Below are 24,303 nucleotides of genomic sequence, written 5' to 3'. Positions count from 1 at the left end.
TTCTCCTTGGTAGGCATTTGCTTGGTAGGATGCCATTATGGTAATGGCTGTCCAAACTTATGTTTCAGACCAATGTCGGGCATTTTTCATGTCTTGTTCGATTTGTACTTTTAATTCGGCGATACTGTCGAATTTTTTTTCGTCGCGTAATTTGTGCAGAAAACGGACGTTCAGGCGTTGTCCATAAATGTTTTCATTGAAATCAAACAAATGGACTTCAAGTTTTTGGGCGCGGTTGTTGCTGACAGTGGGGTTGAATCCGAAACTTGCCACGCCGCGTTTTGTGCCGAAAGTGCCGTCTGCTTCAACGACAAATACCCCGCTTAAGGCGTAATGGTGGGGAGGGAGTTGGATGTTGGCGGTGGGAGCGTTGATGGTGCGGCCGAGTTTTTTACCGTGTTTGACTTTGCCGCTTAAAGTGTAATCGTGTCCCAGCAGTTTTTTGGCATAGTCTAATCGACCGTCGGAAAGCGCATTGCGCACAGCAGTACTGCTGGTACGGATGTCTTCTACGATAACAGATGGGGTGCGATCGGTTTGAATATCCGGTTGTGCTGCCAAAAGTTCGAAATCGCCACGGCGACCTGCTCCGAAACGGAAGTCATCTCCAATCAGCAGATAACGCGTATTCAACGTCTTGCGTAAAAGCAGGTTGATAAAGTCTTGGGCATCCATATCGGCAAATGTTTGGTTAAACCGCAGCACCCAAACTGCATCGACACAGCCGGTTTGTTCAAGCAAATTTAGTTTGGTGCGCAAAGGGCTGATACGGTAGGGCTGTTTTTTACCGGTTTGTCGGGCAAAAAATTCTTTGGGTTGTGGTTCGAAGATAACGACGACAACTGGAAGCCCCCGTGCATCGGCTTCTTGCTTGAGTTTTTGGAGAATGTGTTTGTGTCCGAGGTGCACGCCGTCGAAATTACCGATGGTAACGGCACTTCCCTGAGGGAAGTCGGGCATGCGATGCTGACCGAGCCAGATTTTCATGAGTTATTTATGCGGTTCGTAAACGGACGGGTATTGTAAACGTTCTTGGTGTTTATATAAACCACAGGTCGTCTGAATATGTTTTCAGACGACCTGTGTCGTCTTTACCACCAAAACGGCGGACGGTAAAAAGGGTAGCCCCAAGGGTCGTAATAGTTGTAATAATAGCGTGCTTCTTGGAGTTGCTGCTGGGAGATGTGGTTTTGCCATGCCATTTTGTAGCAGGCTTGGAACATGGGGTCGGAAACTTTATCCATATATTTCAAGCGGAAGGATTTTTGCTGTTCTGTCGTTTGAACGGAGCGGTTGTCCGCCAGCTCAAACTGTTTTTGTATCAATCGGGCGGTTTCAGGGTCGCACTGAGCGGCTAAGTGGATTTGCAGGTTTTGTTCTTCCTGTTTCCGAGCCTGTGCGCGTGCGGCGAGTTGCTCTGGCGTGGCAGCGCAGGCAGTCAGGAAGACGAGGGTGGAGAGCGATAAAAAGCGTAATGGGTTCATGATGTTGCCCCTTTAAGGTGATGATAACCAATGTACGCTGACGGCTGGTCGAGTGCAAGGGGTAAATAGGTAAAGGTCCTTGGATTCGGATTTCAAGTGCAACACTAGGGTACCAGTGGTTGGAACAGATTTAAGAATAAAACACTTGGCGTTTCGTAGCCAAGTGTTTTTCTCGGCCGGTGGTTCAACTCATCTTGAACCCTGCGTATCTCCCGATCGCTGATGTTTCGGAAATCGGTTTGTTTGGGGAAATATTGCCGGATGAGTCCATTGGTGTTCTCATTCAGCCCTTTCCCCCAAGAATGGTAAGGGCGGCAAAAATAGGTTTTCGCCTTCAAGGCTTTGGCTATTTTGGTGTGTTGGTAGAACTCTTTGCCGTTATCCATGGTGATGGTGTGGACTCTGGCTTTATATGCCTTTAATACCCCTTGGATTCGGATTTCAAGTGCAACACTAGGGTACCAGTGGTTGGAACAGATTTAAGAATAAAACACTTGGCGTTTCGTAGCCAAGTGTTTTTCTCGGCCGGTGGTTCAACTCATCTTGAACCCTGCGTATCTCCCGATCGCTGATGTTTCGGAAATCGGTTTGTTTGGGGAAATATTGCCGGATGAGTCCATTGGTGTTCTCATTCAGCCCTTTCTCCCAAGAATGGTAAGGGCGGCAAAAATAGGTTTTCGCCTTCAAGGCTTTGGCTATTTTGGTGTGTTGGTAGAACTCTTTGCCGTTATCCATGGTGATGGTGTGGACTCTGGCTTTATATGCCTTTAATACCCTAATGGCCGCCCGGGCAGTGTCTTCGGCTTTTAAGTTCTTTAATTTGCAGATGATGGTGTAGCGGGTAGTGCGTTCGACCAAGGTCAATAACGCGCTTTTCTGATTTTTGCCGACGATGGTGTCGGCCTCCCAATCGCCGATGCGGGTTTTCCGGTCGACGATAGCAGGTCGGTTCTCTATGCCGACGCGGTCGGGCACTTTGCCTCTGGTCCATGTGCTGCCGTAGCGTTTGCGGTAGGGTTTGCTGCATATTCTGAGGTGTTGCCACAAAGTGCCGCCGTTGCTTTTGTCTTGGCGGAGGTAGCGGTAAATAGTGCTGTGATGGAGTGTGATCCCGTGGTGTTTATGCAGGTAGGCACATACTTGTTCGGGACTGAGTTTGCGGCGGATAAGGGTGTCGATGTGTTGAACCAGCTGCGAATCGAGCTTATAGGGTTTTCGCCGGTGCTGTTTGGTCAGCCGGCTTTGCTTCTGTGCTTTTTCGGCGCTGTATTGCTGTCCTTGGATGCAGTGCCGCTTGATTTCTCGGCTGATGGTGCTTTTGTGGCGGTTGAGCTGTTTGGCGATTTCGGCGATGGTGCAGTGGCGGGACAGGTATTGGATATGGTATCGTTCGTCTTGGGTCAGTTGTGTGTAGCTCATGGCAATCTTTCTTGCAGGAAAGGCCGTATGCTACCGCATACTGGCCTTTTTCTGTTATGGAAAGTTGCACTTCAAATGCGAATCCGCCCCCTAATGGCCGCCCGGGCAGTGTCTTCGGCTTTTAAGTTCTTTATAGTCAATTAAAAACAAAATGGTACAATACTCAACTTTGAAGGTCTAACCATGGCATACTCTGCGGACTTAAGAAACAAAGCTTTAAACTATTACGAACAATGCAAAAACATCAGCCAAACCGCAGCAACGTTTAATTTGTCAAGAAACACGCTTTACCTGTGGATTCGCCTTAAAAAACAAACAGGCAGCCTAAAACATCAAGTTACCGGTCTAAATGCCGTAAAATTGGATAGGCAAAAACTGGCTCAATATGTTGAGCAGCACCAGGATGCCTATCTGCATGAAATCGCCAAACATTTTGATTGTACGCCAGCCGCCGTTTGCTATGCACTCAAACAGATGGGGATGACGCGCAAAAAAGACCACCACTTACAAAGAACAAGACCCGGCCAAAGTAACGCATTATTTGACACAGCTGGCCGAATTTTCCGACTACCAACGTGTTTATAGTCAATTAAAATCAAAATAGGACAGTAACGCATCGTCAAATCGGGCGTAATCAGACAATACGGTTCGCAGATACCGCTTAATATTCGCCCACACCTTCTCAATCGGGTTGAGCTCAGGTGAATAAGGTGCAAGAGGCAATACCTTATGTCCCCATTTTCCCGCCATTTCCCGTAAAACACCCATACGGTGAAATCGCGCATTATCTAAAATAATCACCGATTTTTGAGTCAATGCAGGCAGTAGGCATTGCTGAAACCACGCTTCAAAAAAGACTCCGGTCATCGTATTTTGATAAACCATCGGAGCAATCAGCCGGTTGCCGACTTGTGCGGACACCAGAGATAAGCGTCGGTATCTTTTTCCACTTATCTGCGCTTTCACTATTTGCCCTTTCGGGCTGCGGGCATAGGGACGGAACAGGTAGCGGTCAAATCCTGTTTCATCCAAATAAACACGTTGGTAGCCGGAAAATTCGGCCAGCTGTGTCAAATAATGCGTTACTTTGGCCGGGTCTTGTTCTTTGTAAGTGGTGGTCTTTTTTTGCGCGTCATCCCCATCTGTTTGAGTGCATAGCAAACGGCGGCTGGCGTACAATCAAAATGTTTGGCGATTTCATGCAGATAGGCATCCTGGTGCTGCTCAACATATTGAGCCAGTTTTTGCCTATCCAATTTTACGGCATTTAGACCGGTAACTTGATGTTTTAGGCTGCCTGTTTGTTTTTTAAGGCGAATCCACAGGTAAAGCGTGTTTCTTGACAAATTAAACGTTGCTGCGGTTTGGCTGATGTTTTTGCATTGTTCGTAATAGTTTAAAGCTTTGTTTCTTAAGTCCGCAGAGTATGCCATGGTTAGACCTTCAAAGTTGAGTATTGTACTATTTTGTTTTTAATTGATTATAATTTGCAGATGATGGTGTAGCGGGTAGTGCGTTCGACCAAGGTCAATAACGCGCTTTTCTGATTTTTGCCGACGATGGTGTCGGCCTCCCAATCGCCGATGCGGGTTTTCTGGTCGACGATAGCAGGTCGGTTTTCTATGCCGACGCGGTCGGGCACTTTGCCTCTGGTCCATGTGCTGCCGTAGCGTTTGCGGTAGGGTTTGCTGCATATTCTGAGGTGTTGCCACAAAGTGCCGCCGTTGCTTTTGTCTTGGCGGAGGTAGCGGTAAACGGTGCTGTGATGGAGTGTGATCCCGTGGTGTTTATGCAGGTAGGCACATACTTGTTCGGGACTGAGTTTGCGGCGGATAAGGGTGTCGATGTGTTGAACCAGCTGCGAATCGAGCTTATAGGGTTTTCGCCGGTGCTGTTTGGTCAGCCGGTTTTGCCGTTGGGCTTTATCGGCGCTGTATTGCTGTCCTTGGATGCAGTGCCGCTTGATTTCTCGGCTGATGGTGCTTTTGTGGCGGTTGAGCTGTTTGGCGATTTCGGCGATGGTGCAGTGGCGGGACAGGTATTGGATATGGTATCGTTCGTCTTGGGTCAGTTGTGTGTAGCTCATGGCAATCTTTCTTGCAGGAAAGGCCGTATGCTACCGCATACTGGCCTTTTTCTGTTATGGAAAGTTGCACTTCAAATGCTAATCCGCCGTCGTCTGAAAACGGGTTTCAGACGACCTTTTTGTTTTGCCGCTTGGATGAAAAGGATGGGATAAACAGTTTAACCTTTGTTCAATATCTGTTTGTTTTCGCCTTCGCGCCGCAGCTCTTTGGGGAGGACGAAGACGATGCTTTCTTCCGCACCTTCGCCTTCGCGTATGGTTTCGTGTCCCCATTGCTGTATGGTTTGCAGGACTTCCCTGACCAAAACTTCGGGGGCGGACGCGCCGGCGGTTACGCCGACTTTGTGTTTGCCTTCGAACCATTCGCGTTTCAGGTAGCCGGCGTTGTCAACCATGTAGGCATCGACGCCGCGTTGGGCGGCGACTTCGCGCAGGCGGTTGCTGTTGGAAGAGTTGGGCGAGCCGACGACGATGACGATGTCGCATTCTTCCGCCAATTCTTTAACGGCGGTTTGGCGGTTGGTCGTGGCGTAGCAGATGTCTTCTTTGTGCGGGTTGCGGATGTTGGGAAAACGGGCATTCAGTGCGGCGATGATGTCTTTGGTTTCATCGACGGAGAGGGTGGTTTGGCTGACGTAGGCGAGTTTGTCGGGGTTTTTGACTTGCAGTCCGGCGACGTCTTCAACAGTCTCGACCAGCAGCATTCTGCCGGGCGGAAGCTGTCCCATGGTGCCTTCGACTTCGACGTGGCCTTTGTGTCCGATCATGATGATTTCGCAGTCTTGCGCGTCGAGACGGGCGACTTCTTTATGGACTTTGGTCACGAGCGGGCAGGTGGCATCGAATACGCGGAACCCACGTTCAGCAGCTTCCTGCTGTACGGCTTTGGAGACGCCGTGTGCCGAGTAAATCAGGATGGCGTCTTTGGGTACGTCGGCGAGGTCTTCGATGAATACCGCGCCTTTTTCGCGCAGGTTGTCCACGACGAATTTGTTGTGGACGACTTCGTGGCGGACGTAAACCGGTGCGCCGAATTCTTCCAGCGCGCGCTCGACGATGCTGATAGCGCGGTCAACGCCGGCGCAGAAGCCGCGCGGGTTGGCAAGGATGATGGTTTTTTGGGTCATGTGTATGGTCCGGATTTCAGACGACCTTATGGGTTGTCGGTTGTTGGTTCGTCGGTTGGTTTGGGTTGTTTTTTGTGGAACAGTCCGTCCAAAACCAATAAAACGGCACCGACGCAGATAAAGCTGTCGGCAACGTTAAACGCGGGATAATACCAATCCTTCCAGTAAAACAGTAAGAAATCAACCACATGACCGTGAATCAAGCGGTCGATGACGTTACCGAGTGCGCCGCCGATAATCATAGCTGCGCCGATTTTGCCCGAAAGGCGGAACTCGTCGCGCAGGATGGCGCGGGCGAGATAGGCGCTGATGACCAGTGCCAGCCCTAAGAAAAAGAATTTCTGCCAGCCGCCTTGGTCGGCAAGGAAACTGAACGCCGCGCCGGGGTTGTAGGCAAGGGTCAGGTCGAATAAGGAAGGGATGATGTTGAGTCGCTCGCCTTCTTGGAAGTGGGCGAGGATTTCCCATTTGGTCAGTTGGTCAAGCGCGATGCCGGTCAGCGCAATCAGCAGGTAGGCGGTTTTTTTGGAAAGGGAGGAAGACATTTGGTTGAGGCTGCCTGAATAAAAACAAAGCGGCTATTTTACCCGAAAGCGCAAAAGCCGTGTTTCAAAAGGTCGTCTGAAACCTTTTATTACAGGCAAGGCGCAGGTTTTTGCAGGGTTATCGCAAAACCGCGTAAACGCTGCGTGCAAAAACACTGTCATACGTAAAACAAGGTTTATTTACTTGATAGGGTGTTGCCTTGCCGATAACATGGCGGCGTTTTTATATGCCTTCCCCGAAAGGATACAGTATGGCTAAAACAAAATCTTTATTGGCAACCGGCATTTTGGCGCTTTTCTCCGCCACCGCCTTCGCCGCCCCGCTTCCTGCCGAAATTTACCTTCCCGCAGGCGCGCATACGGTTAAAGCCGACCGTCAGGGCAACGGCGAATTCGAATACGAAGCCGAGCTGCCCGCACGCGGCAACCCGATTCCGTCTTTGGCGAAAAAAGTCATCGCCCACGCGCGCAGCAAAGGTTTTCAAGTGGTCGAATCTGAAATCAAACACGACGATGCCGATTTGAAATTCAAACGTGGCAGACAAGAATTGGACGTATCCATCGAAAACAAAGGACACGGCCGCATCGAATACAAAGCTGATTTGGACTTAGACAAACGCTAAATCAAGAAATACTGGAAAGGTCGTCTGAAAAGAGGTTTCAGACGACCTTTTTACATGGCGGCGTTAACAATTGTTTATGGTTTTTACAACATTTGTTTTATCCGTAAAAACCGTTTGGAAGAAAACACGGGTCGTCTGAAACCTCTTTTCAGACGACCTTTGCAATAGGATTGGGCAAACGGCATTCAATCAACAGGGCAGGGCGGATTTGCGCCGAAACAGAACAAAGCCGAATCATGCCGTATCGTTTTATTTGCCTCCGCAATATTTTGTTTTACTGTAAAACACGGTAAAATCCGCGCTCAACATAATATTGAGACAAAACAGTACCGAAGAGAATAAATGGTGTTGTCCGATCTCAAATAAAAAATATTGACGCAATCACTACAATACTACCGTTCACACATTGCAAAGATCATGAAAAAAACACTCTTACTCCTCTCCCTGCTCGCCGTGTCCGCAGCGGAAGCCGCCGACGTGCCGTCCGAGCCTCAAAACCAGCCTGCCCCCGAGTTGCAGGTTAAAACGGCAGAACCTGACCCCGTCGAAGCAGAAGCGGCCAAACCTGCTGCTGAAACGTCGTCTGAAAAAGTCGTCAACGTCGATGCCAAAACCCTGCTCGACAATCCCCAATTACTTTCCCGCGCCATGTATTCTGCCGTTGTGTCGCGCAACATCGCGGGCATCAAGGTTGTCCTGCCGATTTACGAACAATGGCAGGGACACGATAAAAACATGGCGCTCTACGCGCACGGCTTGGTTGCTCAAGACGACGGCAAAATGAAAGAAGCCATCGGGTATTACCGTCAATTTATCGCCGAAAACCCCGATGCCCCCGTCGTCCGCTGGCAGCTTGCCACCGCTTTGTTTGAAGACAAGCAAAACGAAGCTGCCGCCGACCAGTTCGACAAACTCAAAGCAGAAGCCAACCTGCCCGAGCAGCTCGTCAAAGGCATCGAATCCTACCGCAAAGCATTGCGCGAGCGCGATTCGTGGAAATTCAACGCCGGCTTGAGCGTTACCCGCGAACAAAACATCAACCAGGCCCCCAGCCGCCGCACATACGGCAACTGGACCTTTCCTGAGCCTATCGACGCTACCGCCATCAACTACCAACTCGGCGCAGAGAAAAAATGGTCGCTGCCCAAAGGCTGGTACGTTACGGCAGGCGCGGACAATTACGGCAAAATTTATCCCGAACAAACCAAGTATAACGACGTAACCACCCGCTTTTCGGTAGGCGCAGGCTACGCCGACCAGCGCAACGACATCGGCTTGACCCCGTTCCACGAACGCCGCTTCTACGGCAACGACCCGTATACCTACTCCAGCGGTGCGCGCCTGCACATCAACCGCTGGTGGCAGCCTAAGCTGCAAACCTTGAGCGCCGTTGAAATGGGTCGTCTAAAAAATACCCGACGCGCCCGTTCCGACAGCAACAACCGCCTGTTGAGCAATTCCGTCGTCTATTACCGAAACGCCCGCCAATACTGGGTCGGCGGTTTCGACATCTATCAGGAACGCAATAAAGAAGACAAATCGGACAGCTTCGACCGTTACAGCCTCCGTACCGCATGGGGGCAGGAATGGGGCAAAGGGCTGTCCACCATGTTGCGGCTGAGTGCGGCGCAACGCCGTTATCAAACGCCCAGCCTTTTGAGCGGTCAGGAAAACCGCCGCGATAAAGAAGCGGATATTTCGCTCGCCGTGTGGCACCGCGCTTTTCACTTCAAAGGCATCACCCCGCGCCTGACCGTCGCCCACCACAAAACATGGAGTAACGACAAATATAATGAATACGGCAAAACCAGAATGTTTGTCGAGTTCAGTAAAACGTTCTGATTGTGTTTGGTTTGAATAATAAAAGGTCGTCTGAAATTTTTCAGACGACCTTTAGCTTTTTTATTTGAGTAAGGGCATATTGTGTAAATTTTTGAAAGAATAAATCTAAAGTTATATTTCGATAGTTTACATTGCTGCTTGCCTAGCATTTTATTTTCAAAAGGATTTTGAAAATATGATTCAGCGGATAGGGCGGAAGAGGGGCTTGAAGATTGGGAAACAGGGTAGGGCGGTCGGTTATTTTGACTGGTTTGGGGCGGGGTTTTCACTTACAATCAAACAAGGTTTACATATGGCAACACTCCGCCGCTTGATGCCAAGGTTGGTTGCAGACGTTTTTGTTTGATTTCACGGCATTGTGCGGATGTGTTTGTTTAGGCTTTTCGTTCATAAGAAAAACTAAAAAAAAACAAGGAAAAACAATGCGCCGCTTACCAATTCTATCCCTCATCCTGCTTCCCGCTGTGTCTCACGCCGCTGATTTTGACGGCGCGACGCTCAGTCTGTTTTGGGGTGCGCCGTTCGCGTTGATTCTTTTGTCTATCGCGTTGGGGCCGCTCTTTTTCGCGCATACCTGGCATCACCATTTCGGCAAGATTACAGCGTTTTGGACGCTGCTGTTTTTGGTTCCGTTCGCCGTTGTGTTCGGTTTCGGGGCGGGTGTGCATACGGTTGCCCATGCGCTGGTTGAGGAATATATCCCGTTTATCCTGCTGCTTTTGGCTTTATACACGATTTCGGGCGGAATTTTGGTTTGGGGTAAGCTCAATGGTACGCCTGCGCTGAATACCGGGCTGCTGGCGGCGGGGACGGTGATGGCTTCCTTTATGGGGACGACCGGTGCGGCAATGCTGATGATTCGTCCGCTGCTTAAGGCAAACCATTACCGCAAGAATAAGGTGCATGTCGTTATATTCTTTATTTTTTTGGTGGCAAATATCGGCGGCGGCCTGACGCCGTTGGGCGATCCTCCGCTGTTTTTAGGCTTCTTGAAGGGCGTGGATTTCATGTGGACGGTGAAACACATGTTGATGCCCGTATTGATCAGTACGGTGGTGCTGTTGCTGGTGTTTTATATTATCGACAGCCGTTATTACGCGCGTGAAGCCAATGTGGAACAGATTCGTCAGGAAGAGGAGGTCGATGAAGATTTGCGCATTGCCGGCAAATGGAATTTCCTGCTGCTGGCGGGCGTGGTTGGTGCGGTTTTGCTGTCCGGCTTGTGGAAGCCCGATCATCCGGGGTTTGAGATTTTAGGCAGCCACTATGCGTTGCAAAACTTGGTGCGCGATGTGATTTTGCTGGTACTGACCATGGTTTCGCTGCTGATTACGCCCAAACAGGTCAGGGCGGGCAATGAATTCAATTTCGACCCGATTGCCGAAGTGGGCAAACTGTTTTTGGGTATTTTCATTACGATTTCCCCTGTTTTGGCGATTTTGAAGGCAGGCGAGGCGGGTGCGCTGGGCGCGGTGGTGTCGTTGGTGCATGACGCTTCGGGCAATCCGATTAATACGATGTATTTCTGGATGAGCGGTTTGTTGTCCGCATTTTTGGATAATGCGCCGACTTATCTGGTGTTCTTCAATATGGCGGGCGGTGATGCTCAGGTGCTGATGACGGGGCATCTGTTCCATTCGCTGTTGGCAGTATCCATGGGTTCGGTGTTTATGGGCGCGCTCACTTATATCGGCAATGCGCCGAACTTTATGGTTAAAGCGATTGCCGAGCAGCGCGGCGTGCCGATGCCGACTTTCTTCGGTTATATGATGTGGTCGGTAGGGGTATTGATTCCGCTGTTTATACTGCACACGCTGATCTTCTTCGTTTGGCAGTTGTTCTGATTCCTAAACTTCAAAAGGTCGTCTGAAAACCTGATTCTTATTGATTCGGTTTTCAGACGACCTTTTGCATTCTGCCAGGGATTAATTTGGGGCATCAATATCTTGTAATTTTATTGGAGGGCTGCTTTGCGTGGGATTCGGGGCAGGAAGCTGGAAAAAATCTGCGTAAATCTGACATAAGGCGGGCTGTTCCTGCTAAAATCAAACGTTTTACAGTTTTCATTTAATTGTTGTTTTCCGTAAGTAAGGCTTTACTTTCAGACGACCTTCCCCATGCTTTGCCATTTCAAACGTCGTCTGAAAAGTTGGAACATTTTATTCTGTTTAACTCATCACAAGTAATGCAAATCTATGATTAAAATCAAAAAAGGCCTAGACCTGCCCATCGCGGGCAGACCGGAGCAAGCCGTTTACGACGGTCCGGCCATTACCGAAGTCGCGTTGCTTGGCGAAGAATATGTCGGTATGCGCCCCTCGATGAAAGTCAAGGAAGGCGATGCCGTCAAAAAAGGCCAAGTGCTGTTTGAAGACAAGAAAAATCCGGGCGTGGTGTTTACTGCGCCGGCTTCCGGCAAAATCGCTGCGATTCACCGCGGCGAAAAGCGCGTGCTTCAGTCGGTCGTGATTGCCGTTGAGGGCGATGACGAAATCGAGTTCGAACGCTACGCGCCCGATGCGTTGGCAAACTTAAGCGGCGAAGAAGTGCGCCGCAATCTGATTCAATCCGGTTTGTGGACTGCGCTGCGTACCCGTCCGTTCAGCAAAATCCCCGCCGTTGATGCCGAGCCGTTCGCCATTTTCGTCAATGCGATGGACACCAATCCACTGGCGGCAGACCCTGTGGTCGTGATCAAAGAAGCCGCCGAGGATTTCAGACGAGGTTTGCTGGTGTTGAGCCGACTGACCGAACGCAAAATCCATGTTTGTAAAGCAGCCGGTGCGGACGTGCCGTCTGAAAACGCCGCCAACATTGAAACACACGAATTCGGCGGCCCGCATCCTGCGGGTTTGAGCGGCACGCACATTCATTTCATCGAGCCTGTCGGCGCGAATAAAACCGTTTGGACCATCAATTATCAAGACGTGATTGCCATCGGACGTTTGTTCGTAACAGGTCGTCTGAACGCCGAGCGCGTGGTTGCCTTGGGCGGCCCGCAAGTCAACAAACCGCGCCTCTTGCGTACCGTTTTGGGTGCGAAGGTGTCGCAAATTACCGCCGGCGAATTGGTTGACGCGGACAACCGCGTGATTTCCGGTTCGGTATTGAACGGCGCGATTGCACAAGGCGCGCATGATTATTTGGGACGCTATCACAATCAGATTTCCGTTATCGAAGAAGGCCGCAGCAAAGAGCTGTTAGGCTGGGTTGCGCCGCAGCCGGACAAATACTCGATTACGCGTACGACCCTCGGTCATTTCCTGAAAAACAAACTCTTCAAGTTCACGACAGCCGTCAACGGCGGCGACCGCGCCATGGTTCCCATCGGTACTTACGAGCGCGTGATGCCGCTGGACATCCTGCCTACCTTGCTTTTGCGCGATTTAATCGTCGGCGACACCGACAGCGCGCAAGCTTTGGGTTGCTTGGAATTGGACGAAGAAGACCTCGCTTTGTGCAGCTTCGTCTGCCCGGGCAAATACGAATACGGCCCGCTGTTGCGCAAGGTGCTGGAAACCATTGAGAAGGAAGGCTGATTATGGGCTTGAAACATTTTCTGGAAAAAATCGAACCGCACTTCCTGCCGGGCGGCAAGCATGAAAAATGGTATGCCCTCTATGAAGCTGCGGCGACGATTTTCTACACATCCGGCGCGGTAACGCGCAAAGCGGCACACGTCCGCGACGCGCTCGACTCCAAACGCATGATGATTTTGGTGTGGCTGGCTTTGTTCCCCGCCATGTTTTACGGCATGTACAACGTCGGCGCGCAGGCATTCGGTGCGCTGACACCCGATTTGCTGCAACAAAGCATCGCCAACGACTGGCATTACGCCCTTGCCAACGCTTTGGGTATCAATATGTCGTCTGAAGCGGGCGTGTTGGGCAAAATGCTGTTCGGCGCGATTTACTTCCTGCCTATTTATGCGACCGTATTTATCGTCGGCGGTTTCTGGGAAGTTTTGTTCGCCACCGTGCGCAAACACGAAATCAACGAAGGTTTCTTCGTGACTTCGATTCTGTTTGCCTTAATCGTTCCACCTACACTGCCGCTATGGCAGGCTGCCTTAGGTATTACCTTCGGTGTGGTGGTTGCGAAAGAGGTGTTCGGCGGTACGGGTAAAAACTTTATGAACCCTGCACTGGCAGGTCGTGCCTTCTTGTTCTTCGCTTATCCCGCCAATATTACCGGCGACACCGTTTGGATGGCGGTTGACGGCTATTCCGGCGCAACCGCGTTGGCTCAATGGGCGGCACACGGTGCAGACGGCTTGCAAAATGCAGTTACCGGTAAATCCATCACTTGGATGGATGCATTTATCGGCAACTTGCCCGGTTCTATCGGCGAAGTATCCACTTTGGCGCTTTTAATCGGCGGCGCGTTTATCGTGTTTGCCCGCATTGCTTCTTGGCGCATTATTGCCGGTGTGATGATCGGTATGATTGCCATGTCTTCGCTGTTTAACGTTATCGGTTCAGACACTAACCCGATGTTCAGCATGCCTTGGTACTGGCATCTGGTCGTCGGCGGCTTCGCCATCGGTATGCTGTTTATGGCGACCGACCCTGTTTCCGCTTCCTTTACCAATGTCGGCAAATGGTGGTACGGCGCGCTAATCGGCGTGATGTGCGTGTTAATCCGTGTGGTCAATCCGGCTTACCCCGAAGGCATGATGTTGGCGATTCTGTTTGCCAACCTGTTTGCCCCGATTTTCGACTATTTCGTCGCACAAGCGAACATCAAACGCAGAAAGGCGCGCAGCAATGGCTAAGAAATTCGATAAAGACAGCTTCAGCGGCACGCTGATTGTGGTGTTGGCGGTCAGCCTGATTTGCTCGGTCATCGTAGCAGGCGCGGTTGTCGGCTTGAAACCGGTTCAGGAAAAACAAAAGGTTCAGGACAAGCAAAGCTACATCCTGAGTGTTGCCGGTTTGCTCGATAAAAATACCGACATCAGCAAAACCTTTGCCGACCGCATCGAGCAACGCGTGGTTGATTTGGCGACCGGCGAATATGTGAAAGACGCGCCAAAAGACTTCAGCGCACGCGTTGCCGCCAAAGACCCCGCGCAAAGCATCCAAATCAAACCTGAAGACGATTTGGCAGGCATCAAAAGCCGCGCCAAATACACTGAAGTTTATTTGGTAAAAGGCGATGACGGCAAAGTCAGCCAAATCATCCTGCCTATGCACGGCAACGGTTTGTGGTCGGTCATGTATGGCTTCGTCGCCATCCAACCCGACGGCAACACCATCAACGGCATTACTTATTACGACCAAGGCGAGACTCCAGGCTTGGGCGGTGAAATCGGCAATCCGTTGTGGCAGCAAAAATTCGTCGGCAAAAAACTCTTTGACGAACAAGGCAAACTTGCCCTGCATGTTTCCAAAGGCGGAAGCTCGGACAAAGAACATGGCGTAGATGCCCTTTCCGGCGCATCGCTGACTTCCAAAGGCGTACAAGGCTCGTTTGCCTACTGGTTCGGCGAAAACGGCTATATCCCCTACCTGAACAAATTGAAATCAGCAGGAGCACAATAATGGCTGATATGAAACGCTTGAAACATTTAATGTTTTCACCCTTTATTGACAACAACCCGATTACCTTGCAGGTCTTGGGGATTTGTTCGGCGCTGGCGGTTACCACCAAACTTCAGACGGCCATCGTGATGGGTATTTCCGTCAGTTTGGTAACCGGTTTTTCCAGCTTCTTTATCTCGCTGGTGCGCAATTACATCCCGAACAGCATCCGCATTATCGTGCAGATGGCGATTGTCGCGTCGCTGGTTACGCTGGTTGACCAATTATTGCAGGCCTATGCCTACGAATTGTCCAAACAGCTCTCCGTATTCGTCGGCCTGATTATTACCAACTGTATCGTGATGGGTCGCGCCGAAGCCTTCGCCATGAAAGAGCCGCCGTTGGAAAGCCTGGTAGACGGTATTGGTAACGGCGCAGGTTACGGCATGATGCTGATTATCATCGCAACCATCCGCGAGCTTATCGGTTCGGGCAAGCTCTTGGGCTACACCGTTTTCCAAACCGTGCAGGACGGCGGCTGGTATCAAACCAACGGCCTTTTCCTGCTGGCACCGAGCGCGTTCTTCATCATCGGCTTTTTGATTTGGGGTTTGCGCACATGGAAACCCGAACAGGCGGAGGAATAAGACATGGAACACTATTTAAGCCTTTTTGTGAAATCCGTCTTCATTGAAAACATGGCGCTGTCCTTCTTCTTGGGCATGTGTACTTTTTTGGCGGTATCGAAAAAAGTATCCACCGCATTCGGCTTGGGCGTTGCCGTTACCTTCGTACTCGGCCTGTCCGTCCCAGCCAACCAGCTCGTTTATTCGTTGCTCAAAGACGGCGCGATTGTCGAAGGCGTGGATTTGACCTTCCTGAAATTCATCACCTTCATCGGCGTGATTGCGGCTTTGGTGCAGATTTTGGAAATGTTCTTGGACAAATTCTTCCCAGCCCTCTATAACGCGCTGGGTATCTACCTGCCGCTGATTACCGTAAACTGCGCGATTTTCGGTGCCGTTTCGTTTATGGCGCAACGCGAATACAACTTCGGCGAATCCGTCGTGTACGGCTTCGGCGCGGGCTTGGGCTGGATGTTGGCGATTGTCGCTTTGGCGGGCATTACCGAAAAAATGAAATATTCGGACGCTCCCAAAGGCCTCAAAGGACTGGGTATCACCTTCATCTCCGCCGGCCTGATGGCGATGGCGTTTATGTCGTTCTCCGGCATCCAGTTATAAGAAAGGATTCGGCATGGAAATTATTTTAGGTATCGTGATGTTCACCGTCATCGTCTTGGCTTTGGCACTGATGATTCTGTTTGCCAAATCCAAGCTGGTGAGCGAGGGCGACATCACCATCAAAGTCAATGATGAAAAAGAGCTGACTATGCCCGCCGGCGGCAAACTGTTGGGCGCGCTTGCCAGCCAAGGTATCTTCGTTCCCTCCGCCTGCGGTGGCGGCGGTTCGTGCGGACAATGCCGCGTTGTCGTGAAAAGCGGTGGCGGCGACATTCTGCCGACCGAGTTGTCCCACATCAGCAAACGAGAAGCACGCGAAGGCTGCCGTCTGTCTTGTCAGGTCAACGTCAAAACCGACATGGACATCGAAGTGCCCGAAGAAGTGTTCGGCGTGAAAAAATGGGAATGCACCGTCATCTCCAACGACAACAAAGCCACGTTCATTAAAGAACTCAAGCTTGCCATTCCCGAAGGCGAAGAAGTCCCATTCCGCGCCGGCGGCTACATCCAAATCGAAGCCCCGCCGCACACCGTTGCCTACAAAGATTTCGACATTCCTAAGGAATATCACGAAGACTGGGATAAATACAATCTGTGGCAATACGTTTCCAAAGTGGACGAGCCGATTTTGCGCGCTTACTCCATGGCTTCATATCCTGAAGAAAAAGGCATCATCATGCTGAACGTGCGTATCGCCACGCCGCCTCCGCGCGTACCCGATGCGCCTCCGGGACAAATGTCGTCTTACATCTGGTCGCTCAAACCCGGCGACAAAGTAACCATCTCCGGCCCGTTCGGCGAATTCTTCGCCAAAGACACCGATGCGGAAATGGTATTTATCGGCGGCGGTGCAGGTATGGCACCGATGCGCTCCCACATTTTCGACCAGCTGAAACGTTTGAACTCCAAACGTAAGATTACCTTCTGGTATGGTGCCCGTTCTAAACGTGAAATGTTCTATGTTGAAGACTTCGACCAACTCGCGGCAGAGTACCCGAACTTCACATGGCACGTTGCCCTGTCCGACCCATTGCCTGAAGACAACTGGGACGGTTACACAGGCTTCATCCACAACGTGGTTTACGAAAACCACCTGAAAAACCATGAAGCACCGGAAGACTGCGAATTCTACATGTGCGGCCCGCCGATCATGAACCAGTCCGTCATCAAAATGCTTAAAGACTTGGGCGTGGAAGATGAAAACATCCTCTTGGATGACTTCGGCGGTTAAAATTTAACCTTAAACGAAGAAGGAAGAAACCTCATTTTCTTCCTTTTTTTGTTTAGATTAAAGATGAAGGTCGTCTGAAAACAGGGAAACGGGTTTCGTTAAAATTTTCAGACGACCTTTGGACTTTTCAAAAAAATAGCATTGTTCTTGCTTATTTTGAGAATTATTTTGCTATATTGTTCATGATCAACGATTCAGACGAGCTGCAAGATGTTGGACAATGTTATCTGCTGCTTGACGTTTATCTGTTTCTGGGAATGAAATCTCATTTTCGTCATCAATAATGGTAATTTGATTAGTCGTTTTTCCCATTGACTGGGAAATTTGATTTGCAACCAGCATAGGGATATTTTTCCTGATTCTTTTGATTCTGGCATATTCTAGAACGCGTTCGCTTTCAGCGGCAAACCCGACACAGAAGGGAGGGGTAGGTAAAGAAGCAATGGAAGCGAGAATATCAGGGTTTTCCGTTAATTCGATAATAGGAACTTTACCGGAACCATCTTTTTTCATTTTTTGGGAACTGCTATTTTTCACCTTATAGTCAGCAACAGCTGCAACGGAGATAAATACATCTTGGTTGGTAATATGATTGTGAACAGCACGGAACATTTCTTCAGCACTTACGGCTTGTTCTGTATGAAAAAGCCCGGTTGGAATAGTAGTTTGGAGTTGCCCATAAATCAGAGTTACTTTAGCCCCTGCAGCCCTGCATGCCCGTGCTAAAGCCGTACCCATCTGTCCGCTAGAGATGTTTGTAATACCGCGTACAGGGTCGATGGCTTCAAACGTTGCTCCGGCTGTGATTAAAATACGTTTGCCTAATAAGATTTTAGGTGTCCATAAGTCGGAAATTAAATCAGCCAAATCAGCTGCTTCAAGCATTCGACCAAGTCCAATTTCCCCACAGGCCTGTTCGCCATATGCCGGCTGAAAGACAGTAATACCGTCTGAACGTAGTTGTTCGATATTGCGTAGATTGGCAGGATTGTTCCACATCTCTACATTCATGGCGGGAGCAACTGCTAAAGGACATTTCCGTGCGGCAACAAGATTAGCCAGGAGGTTATCCGCAATGCCATGGGAAATTTTGGCAATCGTATTGGCTGTTGCCGGTGCAATGACCAACGCATCTGCCTCACGTGTTAAATTAATATGAGCCATGCCATTTCCTAAGCTATTTTCATGCGTATCTGTTAGAACAGGATTTCCGCTTAAGGCCTGAAAAGTCAGTGGTGAAATAAATTCGGTTGATGCTTTGCTCATTACCACACTGACTGAATGCCCCTGTTTTTTCAACAAGCGTACCAACTCGCAAGACTTATAAGCGGCAATGCCGCCACTAATACCCAGCAGAATATGTTTACTCATGATTAAAATACGTGTTCAAAATATGTTTATACTAACATGGATAAAGAATAAACAAGCAATTTTGAGGAAGATCTATATATGTCAACGAGGTGATGTAATATTCAGGAGGGTAAATATTTTCTGAATGAGCAAGATTGGTAAAACATGATGCGAAATTGAACACCAAAGGTCGTCTGAAAGAGATTTCAGACGACCTTTGGTGTTATTAGGTGTTGGGAGTTGAGTTTCTGTTTGTAGTTGTGAGAATTGGATGGTTTTGGGCTGTTTGGATTTTGGATTGATGGTGTTTTGAAAGTTCCGAAATAGTATCTGAAATAAAAGCTGTTGAATTTCAGTTTGTTGAAGTGTTTTGTGGGATTTTTTGTTATTTGGGGGTTGACGGTTTTTGAGGGGAGGGGTATAGTTCGGTTCTTCGCTGCTTTGGCGGTGATTGAACGAACAGATAAGTATATCACAGTTGGTCTGATTTTTCGAGGTTTTAAGAAAAGTTTTGATTGACAACGAGATGAAATGCTTTATAATTCGTTTTTGCTCTTTAACAAAACAGATTACCGATAAGTGTGAGTGCGACAGCCTCACACTGTTTGAAAGACAGACAAGATGATGTTTTAGACATTGTCCTGTTGGTTTCTTTGAAGCAGACCAGAAGTTAAAAAGTTAGAGATTGAACATAAGAGTTTGATCCTGGCTCAGATTGAACGCTGGCGGCATGCTTTACACATGCAAGTCGGACGGCAGCACAGAGAAGCTTGCTTCTTGGGTGGCGAGTGGCGAACGGGTGAGTAACATATCGGAACGTACCGAGCAGTGGGGGATAACTAATCGAAAGATTAGCTAATACCGCATATATTCTGAGGAAGAAAGCAGGGGACCATTTGGCCTTGCGCTGTTTGAGCGGCCGATATCTGATTAGCTAGTTGGTGGGGTAAAGGCCTACCAAGGCGACGATCAGTAGCGGGTCTGAGAGGATGATCCGCCACACTGGGACTGAGACACGGCCCAGACTCCTACGGGAGGCAGCAGTGGGGAATTTTGGACAATGGGCGAAAGCCTGATCCAGCCATGCCGCGTGTCTGAAGAAGGCCTTCGGGTTGTAAAGGACTTTTGTCAGGGAAGAAAAGGGCGGGGTTAATACCCCTGTCTGATGACGGTACCTGAAGAATAAGCACCGGCTAACTACGTGCCAGCAGCCGCGGTAATACGTAGGGTGCGAGCGTTAATCGGAATTACTGGGCGTAAAGCGGGCGCAGACGGTTACTTAAGCAGGATGTGAAATCCCCGGGCTCAACCTGGGAACTGCGTTCTGAACTGGGTGACTAGAGTGTGTCAGAGGGAGGTAGAATTCCACGTGTAGCAGTGAAATGCGTAGAGATGTGGAGGAATACCGATGGCGAAGGCAGCCTCCTGGGATAACACTGACGTTCATGCCCGAAAGCGTGGGTAGCAAACAGGATTAGATACCCTGGTAGTCCACGCCCTAAACGATGTCGATTAGCTGTTGGGCAGCATGACTGCTTAGTAGCGAAGCTAACGCGTGAAATCGACCGCCTGGGGAGTACGGTCGCAAGATTAAAACTCAAAGGAATTGACGGGGACCCGCACAAGCGGTGGATGATGTGGATTAATTCGATGCAACGCGAAGAACCTTACCTGGTCTTGACATGTACGGAATCCTCCAGAGACGGAGGAGTGCCTTCGGGAGCCGTAACACAGGTGCTGCATGGCTGTCGTCAGCTCGTGTCGTGAGATGTTGGGTTAAGTCCCGCAACGAGCGCAACCCTTGTCATTAGTTGCCATCATTAAGTTGGGCACTCTAATGAGACTGCCGGTGACAAGCCGGAGGAAGGTGGGGATGACGTCAAGTCCTCATGGCCCTTATGACCAGGGCTTCACACGTCATACAATGGTCGGTACAGAGGGTAGCCAAGCCGCGAGGTGGAGCCAATCTCACAAAACCGATCGTAGTCCGGATTGCACTCTGCAACTCGAGTGCATGAAGTCGGAATCGCTAGTAATCGCAGGTCAGCATACTGCGGTGAATACGTTCCCGGGTCTTGTACACACCGCCCGTCACACCATGGGAGTGGGGGATACCAGAAGTAGGTAGGGTAACCGCAAGGAGCCCGCTTACCACGGTATGCTTCATGACTGGGGTGAAGTCGTAACAAGGTAGCCGTAGGGGAACCTGCGGCTGGATCACCTCCTTTCTAGAGAAAGAAGAGGCTGTCGTATTCACACTTATCGGTAAACTGTAGAAGATGCGGAAAAATGCTTGAGTGAAGACAAGATTCGCTTAAGAAGAGAATCCGGGTTTGTAGCTCAGCTGGTTAGAGCACACGCTTGATAAGCGTGGGGTCGGAGGTTCAAGTCCTCCCAGACCCACCAAGAACGGGGGCATAGCTCAGTTGGTAGAGCACCTGCTTTGCAAGCAGGGGGTCATCGGTTCGATCCCGTTTGCCTCCACCAATACTTTCCAAATCAAAGCGAGTTAAAAGGCAGTGTAACTGCTTTCTTTTTTTCTAAAGAGAAGTCTGCTGACGAATCAGTTTGACGGAAAAAGAAAGGCTGCTATAATAATCAGCTCATTTTGATTTGCGAAGTAAATAGCAATATTGAACGCATCGATCTTTAACAAATTGGAAAGCCGAAATCAACAAACAAAGACAATGTGTCTGTTTTTGATGATTGACCGATTGCAAACGGTCAGTTGTCTCCTGAACAGGAAAAGAAAAACAGGTACAGTATTTGGGTGATGATTGTATCGACTTAATCCCGAAAGACAAAAGGCGGGATTAAGACACAACAAGCAGTAAGCTTTATCAGAGTAGGAAATTCAAGTTTGATGTTCTAGTCAACGGAATATCAGGCAAAGTCAGAGAAGTTCTTGAAATGATAGAGTCAAGTGAATAAGTGCATCAGGTGGATGCCTTGGCGATGATAGGCGATGAAGGACGTGTAAGCCTGCGAAAAGCGTGGGGGAGCTGGCAATAAAGCTATGATCCCGCGGTGTCCGAATGGGGAAACCCACTGCATTCTGTGCAGTATCCTAAGTTGAATACATAGACTTAGAGAAGCGAACCCGGAGAACTGAACCATCTAAGTACCCGGAGGAAAAGAAATCAACCGAGATTCCGCAAGTAGTGGCGAGCGAACGCGGAGGAGCCTGTACGTAATAACTGTCGAGATAGAAGAACAAGCTGGGAAGCTTGACCATAGTGGGTGATAGTCCCGTATTCGAAATCTCAACAGTGGTACTAAGCGTACGAAAAGTAGGGCGGGACACGTGAAATCCTGTCTGAATATGGGGGGACCATCCTCCAAGGCTAAATACTCATCATCGACCGATAGTGAACCAGTACCGTGAGGGAAAGGCGAAAAGAACCCCGGGAGGGGAGTGAAATAGAACCTGAAACCTGATGCATACAAACAGTGGGAGCACCCATGTGGTGTGACTGCGTACCTTTTGTATAATGGGTCAACGACTTACATTCAGTAGCGAGCTTAACCGAATAGGGGAGGCGTAGGGAAACCGAGTCTTAATAGGGCGAACAGTTGCTGGGTGTAGACCCGAAACCGAGTGATCTATCCATGGCCAGGTTGAAGGTGCCGTAACAGGTACTGGAGGACCGAACCCACGCATGTTGCAAAATGCGGGGATGAGCTGTGGATAGGGGTGAAAGGCTAAACAAACTCGGAGATAGCTGGTTCTCCCCGAAAACTATTTAGGTAGTGCCTCGAGCAAGACACTGATGGGGGTAAAGCACTGTTATGGCTAGGGGGTTATTGCAACTTACCAACCCATGGCAAACTAAGAATACCATCAAGTGGTTCCTCGGGAGACAGACAGCGGGTGCTAACGTCCGTTGTCAAGAGGGAAACAACCCAGACCGCCAGCTAAGGTCCCAAATGATAGATTAAGTGGTAAACGAAGTGGGAAGGCCCAGACAGCCAGGATGTTGGCTTAGAAGCAGCCATCATTTAAAGAAAGCGTAATAGCTCACTGGTCGAGTCGTCCTGCGCGGAAGATGTAACGGGGCTCAAATCTATAACCGAAGCTGCGGATGCCAGTTTACTGGCATGGTAGGGGAGCGTTCTGTAGGCCGATGAAGGTGCATTGTAAAGTGTGCTGGAGGTATCAGAAGTGCGAATGTTGACATGAGTAGCGATAAAGCGGGTGAAAAGCCCGCTCGCCGAAAGCCCAAGGTTTCCTACGCAACGTTCATCGGCGTAGGGTGAGTCGGCCCCTAAGGCGAGGCAGAAATGCGTAGTCGATGGGAAACAGGTTAATATTCCTGTACTTGATTCAAATGCGATGTGGGGACGGAGAAGGTTAGGTTAGCAAGCTGTTGGAATAGCTTGTTTAAGCCGGTAGGTGGAAGACTTAGGCAAATCCGGGTCTTCTTAACACCGAGAAGTGACGACGAGTGTCTACGGACATGAAGTAACCGATACCACGCTTCCAGGAAAAGCCACTAAGCTTCAGTTTGAATCGAACCGTACCGCAAACCGACACAGGTGGGCAGGATGAGAATTCTAAGGCGCTTGAGAGAACTCGGGAGAAGGAACTCGGCAAATTGATACCGTAACTTCGGGAGAAGGTATGCCCTCTAAGGTTAAGGACTTGCTCCGTAAGCCTCGGAGGGTCGCAGAGAATAGGTGGCTGCGACTGTTTATTAAAAACACAGCACTCTGCTAACACGAAAGTGGACGTATAGGGTGTGACGCCTGCCCGGTGCTGGAAGGTTAATTGAAGATGTGAGAGCATCGGATCGAAGCCCCAGTAAACGGCGGCCGTAACTATAACGGTCCTAAGGTAGCGAAATTCCTTGTCGGGTAAGTTCCGACCCGCACGAATGGCGTAACGATGGCCACACTGTCTCCTCCCGAGACTCAGCGAAGTTGAAGTGGTTGTGAAGATGCAATCTACCCGCTGCTAGACGGAAAGACCCCGTGAACCTTTACTGTAGCTTTGCATTGGACTTTGAAGTCACTTGTGTAGGATAGGTGGGAGGCTTAGAAGCAGAGACGCCAGTCTCTGTGGAGCCGTCCTTGAAATACCACCCTGGTGTCTTTGAGGTTCTAACCCAGACCCGTAATCCGGGTCGGGGACCGTGCATGGTAGGCAGTTTGACTGGGGCGGTCTCCTCCCAAAGAGTAACGGAGGAGTTCGAAGGTTACCTAGGTCCGGTCGGAAATCGGACTGATAGTGCAATGGCAAAAGGTAGCTTAACTGCGAGACCGACAAGTCGAGCAGGTGCGAAAGCAGGACATAGTGATCCGGTGGTTCTGTATGGAAGGGCCATCGCTCAACGGATAAAAGGTACTCCGGGGATAACAGGCTGATTCCGCCCAAGAGTTCATATCGACGGCGGAGTTTGGCACCTCGATGTCGGCTCATCACATCCTGGGGCTGTAGTCGGTCCCAAGGGTATGGCTGTTCGCCATTTAAAGTGGTACGTGAGCTGGGTTTAAAACGTCGTGAGACAGTTTGGTCCCTATCTGCAGTGGGCGTTGGAAGTTTGACGGGGGCTGCTCCTAGTACGAGAGGACCGGAGTGGACGAACCTCTGGTGTACCGGTTGTAACGCCAGTTGCATAGCCGGGTAGCTAAGTTCGGAAGAGATAAGCGCTGAAAGCATCTAAGCGCGAAACTCGCCTGAAGATGAGACTTCCCTTGCGGTTTAACCGCACTAAAGAGTCGTTCGAGACCAGGACGTTGATAGGTGGGGTGTGGAAGCGCGGTAACGCGTGAAGCTAACCCATACTAATTGCTCGTGAGGCTTGACTCTATCATTTGAAGAACTTCAAAT

Annotated in this window: 16 protein-coding genes, 2 tRNA genes, 2 rRNA genes and 3 pseudogenes; 14 read left to right on the top strand and 9 right to left on the bottom strand. The window is 49.9% G+C overall.

Annotated elements, in window-relative coordinates; translation table 11 throughout:
* Positions 1 to 57 precede the first annotated feature (57 nt).
* The 4 genes and pseudogenes from ribF to MON37_RS09020 form a co-directional block, all read right to left on the bottom strand.
* Positions 58 to 987 carry a bifunctional riboflavin kinase/FAD synthetase gene (gene ribF / locus MON37_RS09035; protein ID WP_039405471.1) on the bottom strand — a complete coding sequence of 310 codons (930 nt, stop codon included), beginning with the start codon at positions 985 to 987 and terminating at the stop codon, positions 58 to 60.
* Positions 988 to 1,091: 104 nt separating this feature from the next.
* Positions 1,092 to 1,484: a hypothetical protein gene (locus tag MON37_RS09030; RefSeq protein ID WP_039405469.1), complete on the bottom strand. Its 393-nt coding sequence runs from the start codon at positions 1,482 to 1,484 to the stop codon at positions 1,092 to 1,094.
* A 104-nt stretch (positions 1,485 to 1,588) separates the two neighbouring features.
* Positions 1,589 to 1,909: pseudogene (locus tag MON37_RS09025) on the bottom strand (IS30 family transposase); the annotation flags it as partial.
* A 28-nt stretch (positions 1,910 to 1,937) separates the two neighbouring features.
* Positions 1,938 to 2,903 (bottom strand): IS30 family transposase, encoded by a 966-nt coding sequence (locus MON37_RS09020; protein WP_242883537.1) that lies wholly within the window; start codon positions 2,901 to 2,903, stop codon positions 1,938 to 1,940.
* Between the two features lie 183 nt (positions 2,904 to 3,086).
* On the opposite strand from MON37_RS09020, the pseudogene MON37_RS09015 reads away from it, so the two are divergent.
* A pseudogene (locus MON37_RS09015) lies at positions 3,087 to 3,486 on the top strand (IS630 transposase-related protein); the annotation flags it as partial.
* 2 nt (positions 3,487 to 3,488) lie between these two features.
* Here MON37_RS09015 and MON37_RS09010 read toward each other — a convergent pair.
* From MON37_RS09010 to lspA, 4 genes and pseudogenes are all read right to left on the bottom strand, one after another.
* A protein-coding gene (locus MON37_RS09010) for an IS630 family transposase (protein WP_242883592.1) occupies positions 3,489 to 4,336 on the bottom strand; the annotation gives its coding sequence in 2 pieces (ribosomal slippage) (positions 3,489 to 4,021 and positions 4,021 to 4,336; 849 coding nt in all).
* Positions 4,337 to 4,386: 50 nt separating this feature from the next.
* A pseudogene (locus tag MON37_RS09005) lies at positions 4,387 to 4,989 on the bottom strand (IS30 family transposase); the annotation flags it as partial.
* 158 nt (positions 4,990 to 5,147) lie between these two features.
* Positions 5,148 to 6,116, bottom strand: coding sequence for a 4-hydroxy-3-methylbut-2-enyl diphosphate reductase (gene ispH / locus MON37_RS09000; protein ID WP_039409784.1), 969 nt, complete (start codon positions 6,114 to 6,116; stop codon positions 5,148 to 5,150).
* 26 nt (positions 6,117 to 6,142) lie between these two features.
* Positions 6,143 to 6,661, bottom strand: a complete 519-nt coding sequence (lspA, locus tag MON37_RS08995; RefSeq protein ID WP_003776413.1) for a signal peptidase II — start codon at positions 6,659 to 6,661, stop codon at positions 6,143 to 6,145.
* A 251-nt stretch (positions 6,662 to 6,912) separates the two neighbouring features.
* On the opposite strand from lspA, the gene MON37_RS08990 reads away from it, so the two are divergent.
* From MON37_RS08990 to nqrF, 9 genes are all read left to right on the top strand, one after another.
* Positions 6,913 to 7,284 carry a hypothetical protein gene (locus MON37_RS08990; RefSeq protein WP_003762680.1) on the top strand — a complete coding sequence of 124 codons (372 nt, stop codon included), beginning with the start codon at positions 6,913 to 6,915 and terminating at the stop codon, positions 7,282 to 7,284.
* A 417-nt stretch (positions 7,285 to 7,701) separates the two neighbouring features.
* Positions 7,702 to 9,126, top strand: a complete 1,425-nt coding sequence (locus MON37_RS08985; protein ID WP_052242839.1) for a surface lipoprotein assembly modifier — start codon at positions 7,702 to 7,704, stop codon at positions 9,124 to 9,126.
* 422 nt (positions 9,127 to 9,548) lie between these two features.
* Positions 9,549 to 10,970: a sodium:proton antiporter gene (locus MON37_RS08980; protein ID WP_039409789.1), complete on the top strand. Its 1,422-nt coding sequence runs from the start codon at positions 9,549 to 9,551 to the stop codon at positions 10,968 to 10,970.
* A 351-nt stretch (positions 10,971 to 11,321) separates the two neighbouring features.
* A complete protein-coding gene (locus MON37_RS08975; protein ID WP_039409791.1) occupies positions 11,322 to 12,665 on the top strand; it encodes a Na(+)-translocating NADH-quinone reductase subunit A in 1,344 nt (447 codons plus the stop codon).
* 2 nt (positions 12,666 to 12,667) lie between these two features.
* Positions 12,668 to 13,900, top strand: a complete 1,233-nt coding sequence (locus MON37_RS08970; protein WP_039409794.1) for an NADH:ubiquinone reductase (Na(+)-transporting) subunit B — start codon at positions 12,668 to 12,670, stop codon at positions 13,898 to 13,900.
* Positions 13,893 to 14,669: a Na(+)-translocating NADH-quinone reductase subunit C gene (locus MON37_RS08965; RefSeq protein ID WP_009311195.1), complete on the top strand. Its 777-nt coding sequence runs from the start codon at positions 13,893 to 13,895 to the stop codon at positions 14,667 to 14,669. The genes MON37_RS08970 and MON37_RS08965 overlap by 8 nt, the downstream gene beginning before the upstream one ends.
* Positions 14,669 to 15,295 carry an NADH:ubiquinone reductase (Na(+)-transporting) subunit D gene (locus tag MON37_RS08960; protein ID WP_039409798.1) on the top strand — a complete coding sequence of 209 codons (627 nt, stop codon included), beginning with the start codon at positions 14,669 to 14,671 and terminating at the stop codon, positions 15,293 to 15,295. Before MON37_RS08965 ends, MON37_RS08960 begins: the two co-directional genes overlap by 1 nt.
* Before the next feature lie 3 nt (positions 15,296 to 15,298).
* Positions 15,299 to 15,892: an NADH:ubiquinone reductase (Na(+)-transporting) subunit E gene (gene nqrE / locus MON37_RS08955; protein ID WP_003741087.1), complete on the top strand. Its 594-nt coding sequence runs from the start codon at positions 15,299 to 15,301 to the stop codon at positions 15,890 to 15,892.
* Between the two features lie 13 nt (positions 15,893 to 15,905).
* Positions 15,906 to 17,123 (top strand): NADH:ubiquinone reductase (Na(+)-transporting) subunit F, encoded by a 1,218-nt coding sequence (gene nqrF / locus MON37_RS08950; RefSeq protein ID WP_003770038.1) that lies wholly within the window; start codon positions 15,906 to 15,908, stop codon positions 17,121 to 17,123.
* Positions 17,124 to 17,309: 186 nt separating this feature from the next.
* On the opposite strand, the gene coaBC is transcribed toward nqrF, so the two are convergent.
* Positions 17,310 to 18,494, bottom strand: coding sequence for a bifunctional phosphopantothenoylcysteine decarboxylase/phosphopantothenate--cysteine ligase CoaBC (gene coaBC / locus MON37_RS08945; RefSeq protein ID WP_039409804.1), 1,185 nt, complete (start codon positions 18,492 to 18,494; stop codon positions 17,310 to 17,312).
* Positions 18,495 to 19,160: 666 nt separating this feature from the next.
* On the opposite strand from coaBC, the gene MON37_RS08940 reads away from it, so the two are divergent.
* From MON37_RS08940 to MON37_RS08925, 4 genes are all read left to right on the top strand, one after another.
* Positions 19,161 to 20,701, top strand: a 16S ribosomal RNA gene (locus MON37_RS08940).
* A gap of 101 nt (positions 20,702 to 20,802) precedes the next feature.
* A tRNA-Ile gene (locus MON37_RS08935) sits at positions 20,803 to 20,879 on the top strand.
* A gap of 5 nt (positions 20,880 to 20,884) precedes the next feature.
* Positions 20,885 to 20,960 (top strand) — tRNA-Ala (locus MON37_RS08930).
* A gap of 430 nt (positions 20,961 to 21,390) precedes the next feature.
* Positions 21,391 to 24,282 (top strand): 23S ribosomal RNA (locus MON37_RS08925).
* Together the 16S and 23S rRNA genes with 2 tRNA genes alongside form the textbook arrangement of a ribosomal RNA operon.
* Positions 24,283 to 24,303 lie beyond the last annotated feature (21 nt).

The sequence above is a fragment of the Morococcus cerebrosus genome, assembly GCF_022749515.1.
GTDB lineage: Bacteria > Pseudomonadota > Gammaproteobacteria > Burkholderiales > Neisseriaceae > Neisseria > Neisseria cerebrosa.
The sequence above is the reverse complement of the archived record's forward strand: the minus strand, read 5'-3'. Positions and strand labels throughout refer to the sequence as shown.

Excerpts from the sequence above, each read along its gene's own strand:
- MON37_RS08970 (WP_039409794.1), top strand. The coding sequence starts at position 12,668 with ATGGGCTTGAAACATTTTCTGGAAAAAATCGAACCGCACTTCCTGCCG.
- coaBC (WP_039409804.1), bottom strand. The coding sequence starts at position 18,494 with ATGAGTAAACATATTCTGCTGGGTATTAGTGGCGGCATTGCCGCTTAT.
- nqrE (WP_003741087.1), top strand. The coding sequence starts at position 15,299 with ATGGAACACTATTTAAGCCTTTTTGTGAAATCCGTCTTCATTGAAAAC.
- ribF (WP_039405471.1), bottom strand. The coding sequence starts at position 987 with ATGAAAATCTGGCTCGGTCAGCATCGCATGCCCGACTTCCCTCAGGGA.
- ispH (WP_039409784.1), bottom strand. The coding sequence starts at position 6,116 with ATGACCCAAAAAACCATCATCCTTGCCAACCCGCGCGGCTTCTGCGCC.
- MON37_RS08965 (WP_009311195.1), top strand. The coding sequence starts at position 13,893 with ATGGCTAAGAAATTCGATAAAGACAGCTTCAGCGGCACGCTGATTGTG.
- MON37_RS09020 (WP_242883537.1), bottom strand. The coding sequence starts at position 2,903 with ATGAGCTACACACAACTGACCCAAGACGAACGATACCATATCCAATAC.
- MON37_RS08990 (WP_003762680.1), top strand. The coding sequence starts at position 6,913 with ATGGCTAAAACAAAATCTTTATTGGCAACCGGCATTTTGGCGCTTTTC.
- MON37_RS09030 (WP_039405469.1), bottom strand. The coding sequence starts at position 1,484 with ATGAACCCATTACGCTTTTTATCGCTCTCCACCCTCGTCTTCCTGACT.
- nqrF (WP_003770038.1), top strand. The coding sequence starts at position 15,906 with ATGGAAATTATTTTAGGTATCGTGATGTTCACCGTCATCGTCTTGGCT.
- MON37_RS08975 (WP_039409791.1), top strand. The coding sequence starts at position 11,322 with ATGATTAAAATCAAAAAAGGCCTAGACCTGCCCATCGCGGGCAGACCG.
- MON37_RS08980 (WP_039409789.1), top strand. The coding sequence starts at position 9,549 with ATGCGCCGCTTACCAATTCTATCCCTCATCCTGCTTCCCGCTGTGTCT.
- MON37_RS08985 (WP_052242839.1), top strand. The coding sequence starts at position 7,702 with ATGAAAAAAACACTCTTACTCCTCTCCCTGCTCGCCGTGTCCGCAGCG.
- MON37_RS08960 (WP_039409798.1), top strand. The coding sequence starts at position 14,669 with ATGGCTGATATGAAACGCTTGAAACATTTAATGTTTTCACCCTTTATT.
- lspA (WP_003776413.1), bottom strand. The coding sequence starts at position 6,661 with ATGTCTTCCTCCCTTTCCAAAAAAACCGCCTACCTGCTGATTGCGCTG.